The 13,678-nt window shown below is 69.5% G+C and carries 15 protein-coding genes; 5 read left to right on the top strand and 10 right to left on the bottom strand.

The genetic code is table 11. From position 1 onward, the window contains the following. Positions 1-48: 48 nt before the first annotated feature. The 8 genes from IPJ17_05550 to IPJ17_05515 all read right to left on the bottom strand — a co-directional run bounded on the left by IPJ17_05550 (position 49) and on the right by IPJ17_05515 (position 4,303). Positions 49-648: a class I SAM-dependent methyltransferase gene (locus IPJ17_05550; protein ID QQR75047.1), complete on the bottom strand. Its 600-nt coding sequence runs from the start codon at positions 646-648 to the stop codon at positions 49-51. 38 nt (positions 649-686) lie between these two features. Further along, positions 687-1,169, bottom strand: a complete 483-nt coding sequence (locus IPJ17_05545) for a VOC family protein (protein ID QQR75046.1) — start codon at positions 1,167-1,169, stop codon at positions 687-689. 297 nt (positions 1,170-1,466) lie between these two features. Then, complete coding sequence (locus IPJ17_05540; protein ID QQR75045.1) at positions 1,467-1,742, bottom strand: DUF3303 family protein; 276 nt, start codon at positions 1,740-1,742, stop codon at positions 1,467-1,469. Between the two features lie 80 nt (positions 1,743-1,822). Further along, positions 1,823-2,170, bottom strand: a complete 348-nt coding sequence (locus IPJ17_05535) for a hypothetical protein (protein ID QQR75044.1) — start codon at positions 2,168-2,170, stop codon at positions 1,823-1,825. Positions 2,171-2,273: 103 nt separating this feature from the next. After that, positions 2,274-2,750 (bottom strand): phosphatase PAP2 family protein, encoded by a 477-nt coding sequence (locus IPJ17_05530; GenBank protein ID QQR75043.1) that lies wholly within the window; start codon positions 2,748-2,750, stop codon positions 2,274-2,276. A gap of 18 nt (positions 2,751-2,768) precedes the next feature. Next, on the bottom strand, positions 2,769-3,347 hold the full coding sequence (locus IPJ17_05525) for a DinB family protein (GenBank protein ID QQR75042.1): 579 nt from the start codon (positions 3,345-3,347) through the stop codon (positions 2,769-2,771). A gap of 340 nt (positions 3,348-3,687) precedes the next feature. Further along, the gene (locus IPJ17_05520) at positions 3,688-4,011 is read right to left on the bottom strand and encodes a HigA family addiction module antidote protein (protein ID QQR75041.1); all 324 of its coding nucleotides are present in this window, start codon (positions 4,009-4,011) and stop codon (positions 3,688-3,690) included. 10 nt (positions 4,012-4,021) lie between these two features. Beyond that, on the bottom strand, positions 4,022-4,303 hold the full coding sequence (locus tag IPJ17_05515; protein ID QQR75040.1) for a type II toxin-antitoxin system RelE/ParE family toxin: 282 nt from the start codon (positions 4,301-4,303) through the stop codon (positions 4,022-4,024). Positions 4,304-5,344: 1,041 nt separating this feature from the next. Here IPJ17_05515 and IPJ17_05510 point away from each other — a divergent pair. Beyond that, positions 5,345-6,403 (top strand): IS110 family transposase, encoded by a 1,059-nt coding sequence (locus IPJ17_05510; GenBank protein ID QQR75039.1) that lies wholly within the window; start codon positions 5,345-5,347, stop codon positions 6,401-6,403. A gap of 274 nt (positions 6,404-6,677) precedes the next feature. Here the strand turns inward: IPJ17_05510 and IPJ17_05505 are convergent, their stop codons facing one another. Together IPJ17_05505 and IPJ17_05500 are read right to left on the bottom strand one after the other, a co-directional pair. After that, positions 6,678-7,280 carry a hypothetical protein gene (locus tag IPJ17_05505; GenBank protein ID QQR75038.1) on the bottom strand — a complete coding sequence of 201 codons (603 nt, stop codon included), beginning with the start codon at positions 7,278-7,280 and terminating at the stop codon, positions 6,678-6,680. A gap of 89 nt (positions 7,281-7,369) precedes the next feature. Beyond that, the gene (locus tag IPJ17_05500; protein QQR75037.1) at positions 7,370-8,245 is read right to left on the bottom strand and encodes a hypothetical protein; all 876 of its coding nucleotides are present in this window, start codon (positions 8,243-8,245) and stop codon (positions 7,370-7,372) included. Positions 8,246-8,662: 417 nt separating this feature from the next. On the opposite strand from IPJ17_05500, the gene IPJ17_05495 reads away from it, so the two are divergent. From IPJ17_05495 to IPJ17_05480, 4 genes are all read left to right on the top strand, one after another. Next, positions 8,663-11,041: a hypothetical protein gene (locus IPJ17_05495; protein QQR75036.1), complete on the top strand. Its 2,379-nt coding sequence runs from the start codon at positions 8,663-8,665 to the stop codon at positions 11,039-11,041. Further along, positions 11,038-12,648 carry an aldehyde dehydrogenase family protein gene (locus tag IPJ17_05490; protein QQR75035.1) on the top strand — a complete coding sequence of 537 codons (1,611 nt, stop codon included), beginning with the start codon at positions 11,038-11,040 and terminating at the stop codon, positions 12,646-12,648. The genes IPJ17_05495 and IPJ17_05490 overlap by 4 nt, the downstream gene beginning before the upstream one ends. Before the next feature lie 100 nt (positions 12,649-12,748). Continuing rightward, complete coding sequence (locus IPJ17_05485; GenBank protein ID QQR75034.1) at positions 12,749-13,258, top strand: RNA polymerase sigma factor; 510 nt, start codon at positions 12,749-12,751, stop codon at positions 13,256-13,258. Beyond that, positions 13,255-13,674 (top strand): zf-HC2 domain-containing protein, encoded by a 420-nt coding sequence (locus IPJ17_05480; protein QQR75033.1) that lies wholly within the window; start codon positions 13,255-13,257, stop codon positions 13,672-13,674. The genes IPJ17_05485 and IPJ17_05480 overlap by 4 nt, the downstream gene beginning before the upstream one ends. Positions 13,675-13,678: the final 4 nt, after the last annotated feature.

The raw sequence follows: 13,678 nt of genomic DNA, 5'->3' as shown, positions 1-13,678 counted from the left end.
TCCGCTGGGTTTCGGCCGGCGAGTGTTCTCGATCGAGCGGCAACCCGCTCACGCGCCGCGCCAAGAGAGGTGCAAGCCATTGCCGATCGGCACGATCGTCGCACCACGCACCGCAGGCTCACCCGCGAGCAGAGCGAGAAACGGGGCGAGCTCGTCGGCGTGCGAGAGTGCGTTGTCGATCGCGAGCACGCCGCCGGGGCGGAGGACGCGCACCGGGTGGGGCCACCAGTGCGGGTACTCGACGCGCTCGGCGTCGAGGAAGAGGAAGTCGACGCTCCCGTCGGCAAGCGACGCGAGGTAACGTCCGCCGTCTTCCTGGCGCAGCTCGACGCGCCTGCCGAGGCCCGGCTGCGCCGCGTCGGCGCGGGCGAGGTTCGGCGCGGCCGCGTCGCTCTGAACGGTGTCGACGCTCACCACCGAGCCATCGGTGTCGCACGCCGCGTCGGCGAGCCAGATCGTCGAGTAGGCGTTCGAGGTTCCGACCTCGACGATGCGGCGGGCGCCGGCGATCCGGGCCGTGAGGCCGAGTAGCGCGGCCGTGGCCGGTGCGAGATTGCGCCAGCGCAGGTGGCGGTCGGGCTGTGTCGCATCGTAGGCGACGCCGGTGGCGAACAGCTCGTCGACGAATGCGGTGAGCTTCGAGTTCACGCGCGAACTCTCGTCCTTCGCGGCCGTCCTGCGCGCCCTCAGCCGCGGCGCGCCGCCGCGATCGCGGCGATGTCGATCTTGCCCATCGTCATCATCGCTTCGAAGGCGCGCTGGGCGGCGGCGGTGTCGGGGTCGGTGACCGCCTCGGTCAACGCGATCGGCGTGATCTGCCAAGAGAGTCCCCAGCGGTCCTCGCACCAGCCGCAGGCACTCTCCTTGCCGCCGTTGCCGACGATCGCGTTCCAGTAGCGATCCGTCTCGGCCTGGTCGGCGGTCGCGACCTGAAAGGAGAAGGCCATGTTGTGCTTGACCCCGGGCCCGCCGTTGAGCCCGAGGCAGGGGATGCCCAGGACGGTGAACTCGACCGTCAACACATCGCCCTTCTTCCCCGCCGGATAGTCCCCCGGGGCGCGATGGATCGCGCCGACCGACGAGTCGGGAAAGGTCTCGGCGTAGAAGCGCGCCGCGGCCTCGGCGTCGCGGTCGTACCAGAGACAGATCGTGTTCTTTGCTGGCTTCATCGTGTCACCTCTCCTCCGCGAGTCGCCGACCTCGGACCTGTCGACGGGTGTGCCGAGGGGCACGGGACACCGCCCGGTTCTCCACTCGAGCAACGCGCTGGACTGCCTCGCCGACTTGCGCGGCATCTTGTGTGCGCCCCTCGCCCGAGTCAAGGGCGCGAGCGCTCGGGAAAGCGGAGTCCGCGGGTGCACTGACGGTGGGTGCGACGCGTCGACGAGACCCGTCGAAGCGGAATCTCCGCGCCGGCACGACAGTGTCTACCCAACCGGCAACGCCGCGCGCCGGATCCGGACGGCCTACGATCCGGAACGGGGGACTCGCTCGTTCGCCTCGGCGCTGCTGATCACCGGAAAGACCTCGAAATCGACAAGATCGGCCCAGCGCGCCATCCACTCCTCGAGCTGCGAGATTTCCGCGGCTTCCATGAGCTGAAAGCACCGCTCGAGCTTCGCGTCGACCCAACTGTCCAGGTAGGTGAGACCCTCCGGCGCCAACCGACCGTGCTCGCGAAACCGCTCATAGACCGGCGCGGCGTTGCCATCCTTGAAGTGTTCGACGACCATGAATCGCACGGGCTCTCCTCGTGGGATGACGTGGGCAACGGGGTGAACCGACCGCAGAGGCCGGCGCGAGCGCTCCCCGCCCTCCGACCTCACCGCAGCGGCGGCGAGCGACTGGCCCCCACCGTCCGTCGTTTGAGCTCAGCTGGGCGCTTCAAGCCGCGCTTGTCGGCGCGGGCGCGGCGGAATGATCGCACGCGCTCGACGTTCGACTCGCTGTGCTGCCCGACAATCCAACTCGAAGCGGCGAGCACCTTGGACCTCCGTGGGTACCGCTCCGGGTGCTCGATCGACTCGACCGCGAGGTCGGCGTCGAGGTCGGGCCAGTCGAGGGGGTGCGGCTGAGGGCAGGAGACGTCGAGGATCGCGCCGACCGAGGCCTCGGCGAACCACCGGAACTCCGCGAAGGGCATGAACAGCTCGCGCTCGTCGAGGAGCACCCAGATGCCTGCCGCGAGATGTTGGTGATCTCCGCTTCCGAACCGCTCGTTCCAGGCATCGCGAATCTCCTGCTGGCGCCTTTCGAATTCGGGGACGGCTCACTCAATTGGCCGGGTCTTGAGTCAACCGTCCCCGATTTCGTCTCGATCGATCGCCGAGCACGAAACACACCGCCCCGGCCGTCAACCCGGCGACGGCTGCCGAGGTCACCACATCGCGGAACGAGTGGTAGCCGACGACGAGGATGAGCCCCGCATAGCCCAGGAGGACGACCGCCATCGGCCAGCGCCAGCGGCGGCTCCAGCAGGCGAGGCACAGTGCCAGCGCGACCGCATAAGCCGTATGTGTGCTGTAGTCGGCACCGATCGCTGCCCAGATCCCGAACCGCGCGTCGAGCGCGCGCACCGCGTACACGATCGCCAGAACCACACTGCCCCGGAGCCAATGCCGCAGCGCGGGCCACCATCCCGGCCATCTCCGTTCGAGCCGCGGCGCGAGAAGAACCAGCAGCGTCAGGATCGGATCGACGGCATCCGCCACCGGATCGAGGACGCGGTACCAGAAGGACTCGGGCGACATGTCAGACGCGCCCCCAGGTCACGCCGCCGGCCACAGCCCCTTCCGCCGCGCCACGGTCCGCGTGTGATGAAGCCCGTGGTAGAGGGTGAAGAACAGCATCTCCCGCACGGTGAGGCGGCCGAGGAGCGGGTGCGGCAACCGGTAGCGGTCGAGGGCGGTCTCGCTCCACGACGGGATCCGCGATACGAGCGCCGCGTTCGCGGCTTCGAGGTGGGCGACGATCTTGCGCTGCACCGCCACCGGGTCGGATGGCACCACGAGCGGCTGCGGCACGAAGCGACCGCTCGCCCTTCCTCCGCCCGCCAGAGCCTGCCGATAGGTCGTCTCGATCGCTTCGTAGCTGCGCGACGGCCCGGCCGCGCGGCCGAAGAGCAGCGCCAACACGACGCGCGGAATCCGCAGCGCCTGCGCGACGGGCGTGACGGACCGCGTCAGATGACGGACGTTGTCGCATGGCGACCACGCCTCCCCGATCGGGCGAAAGAACTCGTCGGGCTCGAAGCGCATCCAGAACTGCACCGTCTCGGCGCCCACGCGCACGAGCTCGGCGACCAGCTCCTCTCGCGACGACGGCGGGCGAATGACGATTTCGGGCATGAGCCTCCTGATGGTGTCAACAGTTTCGGCGGCCCAAGGCAAGGAACGCGTCTCCTCGGTCTTGCGCTTGGGATTCTGACTCTACCTGGATCGACCTTCGGGTAAGGCTCAAGGCAGCGCACGACTTCGATGACGACTCGGGAGAGATCGACGCGGGGAAGGAACCGACAACTCTTCTGGCCTCCGGGGCCGGTGCAAACGACTGGCTCCCCGCGCGCGGAGTTCATCCTGGCCCGGAGCCTCACGCCCTCCCCTCGGAGGCCGAAGAGTCGACTGCCGTCTCGCCCAACGTCAGCGGCCTGTGCAACGGTGCTTGCGGGAGGAGTCCAGAGACGACGCGTCAGCCGACACGACGCATACGCCCCGCGGTCGCCGCGACGCCAACCACCTCGCGGTCTAGCCGATCGCCGAGCCGGTCTTGTTCGACCTCGAGGTCGTAGCGCGACTGAAGGTTGAGCCAGAACCGCGCCGTGTTCCGGAAGTAGCGCGACAGGCGCAGCGCCGTATCCGCTGAGATCGAGCGCTTCCCGAGGACAATCTCGTTGATGCGGCGGGCCGGGACACCAATGTCGTGAGCGAGCCGATACTGGGATAGCGAGAGGGGCTTGAGAAAGTCCTCGAGCAGAACTTCGCCGGGGTGAATGGGGGCGAGTTTGGCGGCCATGGTGGTCTTCCTAGTGGTAGTCCGCTAGTTCGACGTCGAAAGCGTCAGAGCCGCGCCAGGCAAAGCAGATGCGCCACTGGTCGTTGACCCGGATTGAATGCTGACCTGCGCGGTCGCCACTGAGCTTCTCGAGGCGGTTTCCTGGCGGCGTCCGAAGGTCCTGGAGAGATTCTGCCGCGTCAAGAACCACGAGCTTCCTGAGGGCCGCCCGTTGGATCTCCGCAGGAAGGCGCCGTACCGGGCTTCGGCGGAACAGGCTCTCGGTCGAAGCATCAGCGAAGCTCCGAATCACGGTCGCACCATAACGCCGCGCGTTACTATCGTCAAGGGGCTCGGAATCGCGGCGCTCTCGCGGTGTCGGCTAGCGGCTCATGAGTCGAGCGGCGCGCCACAGGCGCCGCCCCACGAAGCAGCCACCGACTCGGAGGGCGGCCGCTCGAGTGACGGGCCGCGTCAGGCCATCAGCCTTGGGACGTCACGAACCCGTGCACGATCCAGGGGCACCGTGGGTCGGGCAGCTTGCCGAATTGAAGAGACGCCGGCGCTTCCTCCACCGTTTCCCTCTCCGACCGACGCTCGCCCTCACCCGAGCCTGTTTCCCCCGAGAAGACCGGGGGCACAGCTAGCGCATCCATCGAGGTCCACGACCTGACGAGGACGGCACGAGGGCACGAATGAGCTTGGGGGACGTCGCGAGACCCGCTCGCGACCGCGCGACCACGAACGCGCGACAGAGCCTCGATAGCTGTTGGGTGCAGCGCCGTGCGCGCCGCGCCAGAGCGTGAAGCGAAGACAGCGACGATCAGGTAGGGGGGTAGTTCTTCAACGCACTCGGCTGGCTCAACGCCCGCCCTGGAAACCGGCTACCCCTTGACACGAGGGGGCCTGATAGCTGTTAGACGACACTTCACGACTGTTAGGCATTCGACCAGATCGCCTTCGCTGCTTCGTAGCACTTGGCACAAATGAGTCTGACTTGCACGACAGCAAGCGCTTCAGGAGACCATTCGCCGTTCCCCTCAACCTGAAATCGATCGCAGTCAGAGCACCACGCGTCGGGCCAGGGACTTGCGGAGGCCGACGACCAGTGAAAACCGACGGGGTTCTTCGTTCGAAGACTCTCAGCAACATGCTGACAGACGAACGCCTCCGGCTGAGCGCCATGTTCTGGACAGCGAGTCGTAGGCATCGGAAGCGATTCCAGTGTCGTCTAACGGCTATCGAGTTGAGCGGCAAACACGCGCAGCGTGTTTGTCCGATCGAATGATGAGATGGACTCCTCCCTCGACTCGATCGGCATCTCGCGTGCCACAGTCGTCGGAGTCATGAGCGCATGCTCCCTGGAAAGGAGGAGTCCGTGAGTGAGACTACGATCATCGCCGTCGACCTGGCAAAGAGCGTCTTCGAGGTGGCAGTGTCGGCGCGGCCGGGGCAGGTCCGACTCCGCCGGCGCTTGAGCCGCGAGGCGTTGCTCGAGTTCTTCGCGCAGCAACCGGCGGCAATCGTCCTGCTCGAAGCGTGCGGAACGGCCCATTTCTGGGCGCGGGAGATCGGGCAGCTCGGCCACCAAGTGCGCCTCTTGCCGGCTCAGCACGTGCGCCGCTACCGGATCGGCAACAAGACCGATCGCGCCGATGCCAAGGCGCTCCTCGAGGCGTTCCGCAACGGCGAGATCCGCCCCGTGCCCGTCAAGACTCTCGCGCAGCAGGAGCTCACCGCCCTCCACCGCGCTCGATCGGCCTGGCACGCCACCCGCACCGCACGCATCAACACCCTCCGCGGCCTCCTGCGCGAGCAGGGCATCGCTCTTCCCACCGGAGCGAGCGGCTTCGTCTCCTCGGCGCTCGAGCTCGCCGGCGATGCGGAGAGCTCGCTCGCACCCTGCCTGCGCTGGATCGCGTTCGAGGTCGTCCACGAGATCCGTGAGGCGGAGCGCAGAATCCGCGAGGTCGAGCTCCGGCTCGACGCGCTCGCGAAGGAGAGCGCTCTCGTCGAACGACTGCGCTCGATTCCCGGCATCGGTCTGCTCACTTCGACCGCCATCGCCGGCTTCGTCGGCGACCTTGGACGTTTCCCGAGCGGCCGACATTTCGCGAGCTATCTTGGCCTCACACCGCGCGAGCGGTCGACGGGCGGCATCCGCCGGCTCGGTGCGATCACCAAGCGCGGCGACGTCTACCTGCGCATGCTCCTGATCCACGGCGCGCGAGCCGTGCTTGCCGCGGCCCACCAGCAGCGCGAGCCGGACGCGGTCCGCGCCTGGGCCCTCGCCACCTCCGCTCGCCTGGGGCACAACAAGGCCGCGGTTGCCTTGGCCAATCGACTCGCGCGATACGCCTGGGCAGTGGCCACGCGAGACGCCCACTTCGAGGTGAGACCGATGGCTGCCTGACACAATCCACCCGCCGCAAGCTGCGCAGCGCACGACATCGATGACGATTCGGGAGAGACCGACGCGGGGAGTGAGCCGATAACCACTCTGGCCTGCGGGGCCGGTGCGAGCGACTGGCTCCCCGCGCGCGGATTTCATCCTGGCCCGGAGCCCCACACGCTCCCCTCAGAGGCCGAAGATACGACTGCAGTCCTGCCCAACGTCATCGCCTCGTGCATAGGTACTTGCGGGAGGAGTCCAGATACGACGTGTTAGGCGGCGCCACCCGGCACTCTCAGTGAACAACGGCTCGCACGGCCGCCTGGATTTCTGGAAATGGACGGAGGGGCGGCCCAGGGTCGCTCGGAAGTGGTTGCCAGTCGATAAAGCCGACAGCCGTTTCGACGAGGAACTCGCCGAGTGCGTTATCAAGGAGGATGAATCCAAGACGCATCAGTTCTTGTCGATTGGACTCAGTGAGACCGCGGACATACAGCGACAATCCCGTCTTTTGACCGTCCGCTTCCGAACTAAACCAGAGGTCGGCCGCGCCGAGCCGCACCCCTCTGATCTCGACCTCGAGACTAGGATCGCCAGGCTGCCTAAACGCGACGACCTTCCAGCCCGGGAGCGCGGGCGCGCGCTTCACTGTTTCCATGACCGCGCGGAAGCGATCGCGGACTCCGTCCGCGCTGATCACGAAGGTGGTAGCCCGGCCACCCTCTAGTGCGAATTCGGGAACAAGACCAGGCTCGATGCGGGCAAGCCGGTCTTCGATGGCATTGAGAACGGTCTCATTCGGAGGGCTCATGCTGCGGAAGGAGTCTTGGTTCTCTCGGAACCACTCCCAGAAGGAGTCCACCGGATCGAGCGGCTTCTTGCGGGGCCAGAGTTTCATTTGAATTGGCTGCGCCCCCTAACGGAACTGGAGTTCAGCGGCGGCAGGGCTGGCCGCAGGCCAGACCTGACGTCCGCTGAAACGACGTGTTAGCCGCCGCCTTCCGGCTTCGCGAGCTGTCTCACGAACATGGTCGATTCGCCTGCCACCTGGCCAAGTTCTATTCCCTCAAAGCGGCCGAAGTCCATGACGACGAGTGCAACAGTCTTGGGCTGCTCCTGTGGTTGGACCTGATAGGGCTCGTAAAGGCTAAGCGGTTGCTGATGAGGGGCGGGCTCGAACCCAAAGTGGGCGGCGATCGCCTCGGTCAGGTCGTGGAACCGTGAATACTCTCGCTGGCAGTACGTGAGCGCATCGATTTCTTTGGCAAAGGTGAACTGGCGCGGACTCTTCGTGTCTGGGTTGTCGGGAAGGAAGATACGAAGGGCCGGCTCTGAGCCTAGGTCGAGAAACGAGTGTTGAGTAAGGACATAGAAGTGTTGGTCCACGTCCCTAAAGTCTCGAAGTGTTCGCCCGCCGTCGTCCCAATAGCCTTGAAGGAGTGTCGCTACCGCACCATCGAACCAGGTGTAGTGACTCCGCTTCTTCAGAAACTCATTCAGACTGGCAGGCACGGTTCCCGGTCGACCGATCTGAGACGCGGCGGCAGCGAGGAGCGAGTTCTGGAGGACGACCATCGTCGTCAGAAACGGTGACAGTTCGAAGAGAAGCTCTGCCAAGGCCGGCGACCAGAACGAGATCCGCGCCGTTGCAAGCGCCAGGCGAGACCGGAAACGCTCGAATTGCGCTCGGCACGCATTCGCGAGAATGGCCATGCGCTCCAGGAAGAGGAACGCAGCGCTTGCTCGATGAAGAAGCAATGCAGTGGGTGGTTGGTGGCCCCTGACATCGATCTTCTGCGAGCCGTCCCAAGCGGCGACGCGCTGGAAGAGCCTGGCTTGGTTGAAGTGCTGGGCGATGTACAAGGAGGCGTGACCTCAAGGCGGCTAACTACGTTTCGTCGACTGCCACGAGGGTTGCGTTCCGTGTGACAACGTCGCGTAAGCAAAGTCGGAGAAGGTCGTCATCGGCGCCCCGAGGTGTCTTCGCTGCTGTATTTAGGGACAGTGTAGACGGGTGAGCGGCCGTTGGCAATGCTGGTGACAAGAGTCGGATAAGCCGAATCGGTGGGCTCATGGGGTTGGCGGGTGCCCTCTCATTTCTCGAAGGGCACGCTCCTGACCTTCGGGTCGGAGGTCGGATCGATCGGTTTCGACCACGGCCTGTCCCGATTCGAGCGGGCCGCGGCCCAACCTTGCTTCTCGAGCTCGACAGCCCACCGATCCCCGAGCCTCCCCCACGCCCGGTGATAGCGTCCCCGCGACACCTCGCAGAGTGGGCTCGTGAACCTCGATTCCTCCTTCGACACGACAGCACGCGGCGACAGCGCGGGGCCGAGTCGCCGATCGGCCTGGCGCGTCGGGGCGGGGGTGGCGGTGGCGGCGCTGGCGGTGCAGGGACTGCTGCTCCTTGCCGTGCCCGGCGTCGACCGCTTCGACAAGTACCCCGCCGCGGCCGAGCTCGCGGCGCGGGGGGAGCTGACGAACGAGCGGCGGATCGACTTCAGCCCGCTCTATCTCACGCTCACGACGGCCGCACGGCCGCTTGCGGGCGATCCGACGACGGCGCTCGTCGCGCTCCAACTCGTGCTCGCGGCGCTCGCGGCGGGGGCGATCGCGGCGGCGACGGCACGGCGGCTCGCGACACCCTGGGCGGTCGTCGCCGGGGCGGTCGTCGCGCTCGACCTCGGCCTCGCGACCTACACGCGGATCCTCGAGCCGGAGATCGTCCAGCTCGCCTGCGCCGCCGGATGCGTGGCGCTGCTGCCGAGCGCGCGGCGGCGCGACGGTCTGCTCGCCGGCGCGCTCGCCGCCGCGAGCCTCGCGACGCGCGCGACGCTCGCCCCGCTCTTCCTCTTCGGTGTGCCGCTCGTGCTGCGACGCACGCTCGGGTCCGGGCGTTCGTGGCGCCGCGTCACCTTCGCCTTCCTGCTGCCCGTCGTGGCGACGCTGCTTGCCCTCCAGGTGCGATCGCACGCGCTTGCCGGCTCGGCGAGCGCCGCACCGATGAACCCGGGCACGGTCTTCTTCGAAGGCAACCAGCCGCTCGCCCACGGCACCAGCGCCGTCTACCCGCCGCTGGTGCTCTCGCTAGCCGCCGCTCGAGAAGACGAGCCCGATGCGGCCCACGCGCTCTATCGCGAGGTCGCGCGCGCCGAGGCGGGGCGACCGCTCACCGTCGTCGAGGTCAACCGCCTGTGGGGCGGGCGCGCGCTCGCCGCGCTCGCCGATTCGCCGGCGCGCGCCGCGCGGCTCGTCGGCGAGAAGCTCCGCCTGCTCTTCCAGGCCGAGGCGCCGCACGACGTGCGGGCGGCCCTGGCGCTCGCCCGGCGCCTGCCGCTGCCGGGCTGGGGGTGGCCGCTGCTCGGCGCGGCGGCGTTGGCCGGAATCGTCCTCGAACGGCGGCGGCTCGGCGACTGGGCGCTCGAGCTGTCGCTCGCCGGCAATCAGCTCGCGGTGCTGCTCCTCTTCTACGTCTCGGCCCGGCAGCGACTCCTGCTGCTCGTCGCGCTCGCGCCGCTCGCCGCGGCGGCGATCGCGCACCTCGCCCGACTCCGCCGCGACGGCCGCGGACGCGCCGCCGCGCTTGCCGCCGGAGCGATCGCCCTGCTCGCCCTGGGCCTGGCGCCGTCGAGCGCACGAGCCCGCGATCTGCAGCGACAACAGATCGGGGCGCTCGCCAACGACCGCGCCTTCCGCGCTCTCGAGCGCGAATCGCCGGTCCCCGCGCGGCGCGCCGAGGGCGCGGCGGCGGCGATCGCCGAGGCCCCCTGGCTACTCGACCGCACGCGGCCATCCGGATTGCCGCTCGACGAAGCGGCGCTGCTTGCCCGCGTCGCCGCGGCGCTCGAGCGGCGCCTCGCCGCCGACGAGGACGGCTCTGGCGTCACCTTCGACCTGGCGGCGATCGAGCTGCGACTCGGGCGCACGGCGAGCGCCCGCGCCCGTCTCGAGGCACTCGTCGAGAGCCGTGCCCACTTCGCGCGCGGCGCTCTCGGCCCCTCCGACCCACGCCTTCTGCTCTCCCGGCTCGACCTGCGCGAGGGCGATCCGGACGCGGCGCGGCGCCGCCTCGCCGCGGTCCTCGCCGAGACGCCCGGCGACCCGTTCGCCCTCGCCGAGCGCACCGCGTTGGCCACGCGCGAGGGCGACCCGGCCGCTCGCGCCAGGGACCTCGCGGCGCTCGAACGCACCCTCGGGCGACTCGACGCCCGCTGGCTCCTCGGGCGGGCGCTGCTCGAGCAGGGCGCCGCCGAGCCCGCCGTGGCCGCGTTCACCGAGGTCACCGCGGCGCTGCCGGCGGCGCGCGAGGCGTGGCTCGACCTCGCCGCCGCGCTCGCCGCGTGCGGCCAGCTCGAGGCGGGCGCCGAGGCGTTCCTCCAGGCGACGCGACTCGCGCTGCAACCGCTGCAGCGCGAGGGTGCGGTCGTCCCGCTCTTCCTCGCCCTCGCCGAACGCCATCCCGACGACCGCGCGATCCAGCTCTACACGTTGCAGGTTCTCTTCCAGTACGGCCGCTGGGACGAAGCGCGAGGACGCCTCGCCGCGCACCGCGAGCTGCTCGCCCTTCCCGCCGTCGCCGAGATCGCCCGCCAGCTCGCGGACACCGACACGCGACCGGACACCGCGCACGAATCGACCTCCAGGAGCCCCTCGCGATGATCGAACCGACGCTCGCCTCGCTCTTCCCGACCTCCGAGGAGATCCCGGAGCGCTACCGCTGGACCGCCGACGACACCGGGCTCTCGCTCCTCGTCGACGGCGAGGTTCGTCGCTTCGGCGGCGACCGCCAGACGATCCACTCCGCCGTCGCGGTGCGGGGCGCCGAGGGCGCGCTCGCCGCGCTGCCGCTCGGCCCGGCGGCGCTCGCCGGCGAGGCCGAAGGGCTCGCTGCCGTGGAGGCCGCCGCCCGCGCCTGGGCCAACGGACGAGGCGAATGGCCGCGCGCCAGCACGGCCACCCGGATCGCCTGCTGCCGCGACTGGCTCGCTCGGGTCGAGGCGCTCCGCGAGCGCGTCGCCCTCGCCCTGATGTGGGAGGTCGGCAAGCCGTGGAAGGACGCGCTCGTCGAGGTCGACCGCACGGTCGAGTACGTGCGCGCCACGCTCGACACCCTCGCCGAGATGGAGCGCAGCGCCGCCGCGCCGGTCCTCGCCGGCGGTTTCGCCGCTCGCGTCCGCCGCGCACCGCTCGGCGTCGCGCTCTGCCTCGGGCCGTACAACTATGCGATCAACGAGGTCTTCACCCTCGTCGTGCCGGCGCTGCTGATGGGCAACCCGGTGGTCATCAAGACCCCGCGCTACGGCGTGCTGGCCAACGCCCTGCTCGCCCCGTCGCTCGCCGCGAGCTTCCCGCGCGGCGTGGTGAACCTGGTCACCGGCTCGGGACCGTCGCTCGTCGGTCCGATGATGGCGAGCGGGCGCGTCGACGTGCTCGCCTTCATCGGCTCGGCGCGCACCGCCGCGATCCTCGAACGGCAGCACCCGCACCCCTACCGGCTGCGCCGCGTGCTCGGCATGGGGGCGAAGAACCCGGCGATCGTCCTCGCCGACGCCGACCTCGAGCGCGCCGCCGCCGAGATCGTCGCCGGCGCGCTCACCTTCAACGGGCAGCGTTGCACGGCGATCAAGCACGTGCTGGTCGACCGGCGCGTCGCCGAGCCGCTCGTCGAACGCCTCGCCGCACGCGTGGCCGCGCTCGGCGTCGGCATGCCGTGGCAGGAGGGCGTCACCGTCACACCCCTCCCCGATCCGGCGCATCCGGCCTACCTCGCCGGCCTGGTCGAGGATGCCGTGGGGCGTGGGGCCCGCGTCGTCAACCGCGGCGGCGGTGAGTCGGCCGGCTCGCTCGTCCGGCCCGCGGTCGTCTATCCCGTGGTGCGCGAGGCCCGCCTCTTCGTCGAGGAGCAGTTCGGACCGATCGTCCCGGTCTCGACCTTCGACACACCGGAGGAGGCGGTCGGCATCGTCGAGCGCTCCGAATTCGGCCAGCAGGTGGCGCTCTTCGGCCGCGCTCCCGAGCTCGTCGGCCCGCTGCTCGACCACCTCGCGAACCTCGTCTGCCGCGTCAACCTCGATACGCAATGCCGGCGCGGCCCCGACGTCTACCCGTTCACCGGCCGCAAGGACTCGGCCGTCGGCACGCTCTCGATCTCCGACGCGCTGCGTGTCTTCTCGCTCCGCTCGCTGGTCGCCACGACCGAGGCCCAGGCCGCGCGCCTCACCGAGCTCGGCGCCACCTCGTGCTTCCTCGCTCCGCCTCCGGACTGACCCGGGAGACGCCGGGCCGCCGTAACGTTTCGCCCGCTTCGGGATAGATCGAAGGGGCGGGACGATCGTGTCGCCGCCCGGGACCGGATCGAGGGCTCGTTTGATCGACTTCTCGGCGATCTACCAGACGCACGCGGCGCACGTCCATCGCTTCGCGCTCTTCCTCTCGGGCGATCCGACGCTCGCCGAGGACCTGACGGCGGAGTCGTTCGTGCGGCTCTGGCTCGCCCGCGAGCGGCTCGAGCTGGCGACGGTGCGGGCCTACCTCTTCGCCATCGCCCGCAACCTCTACCTGCAGCAGCGGCGTGGCCGCCGCCCGCAGGAGCCGTTCGACGAGGCGACGGCCGACCCGCGCCCCGGGCCGGCGGAGCGGGCGATGGCGCGCGACGAGCTGGCGAGCACGCTCGCCGCGCTCCAGGCGCTGCCCGAGCTCGACCGCGCGGCGCTCCTCATGCGGGCCGACGAGGAGCTCGCCTACGAGGAGATCGCCGCCGCCCTCGGTCTCACCCCCGCCGCCGTGCGCGTGCGTGTGCATCGCGCCCGGCTCAAGCTCGTCGAAGCTCGCGAGATCGCGGCTGCGCCGCGGTCGATTCCGGAGGATCCCCGATGAACGTGACCCGCGACGTGGTCAAGGACCTGCTGCCGCTCTATCTCGCCGGCGAGGCGAGCGCCGACACCCGGGCGCTCGTCGAGTCGCACCTCGCCCACGACCCCGAGCTGGCCCGCCAGGTGGAGGCGGCGCGCGGCGAGCCGTTTCCCCTTCCCGCCTCGCCCGCCCTGCCACCCACCGCCGAAATGACCGCGCTCGCGAAGACGCGCCAGCTGCTCAAGACGCGCAACGCCACGCTGTCGATGGCGCTCGTCTTCACCGCCATTCCGCTCTCGTTCACCTTCGAGGGCTCGCACCTCACCTTCCTGGTGCTGCGCGACGCCCCGGTCGTCGCGATGGCCTGGTGGGCGACCGCCGCCGTGATGTGGCTCGGCCACTTCGCGATCCGGCGGAAGCTCCGCCGCGCCGGGATCTGAGGAA

Source organism: Holophagales bacterium (genome assembly GCA_016699405.1).
Taxonomy (GTDB): Bacteria; Acidobacteriota; Thermoanaerobaculia; order Multivoradales; family JAGPDF01; genus JAAYLR01.
Note: the sequence above shows the minus strand (reverse complement) of the source record. Positions and strands in the feature narration are given on the sequence as shown.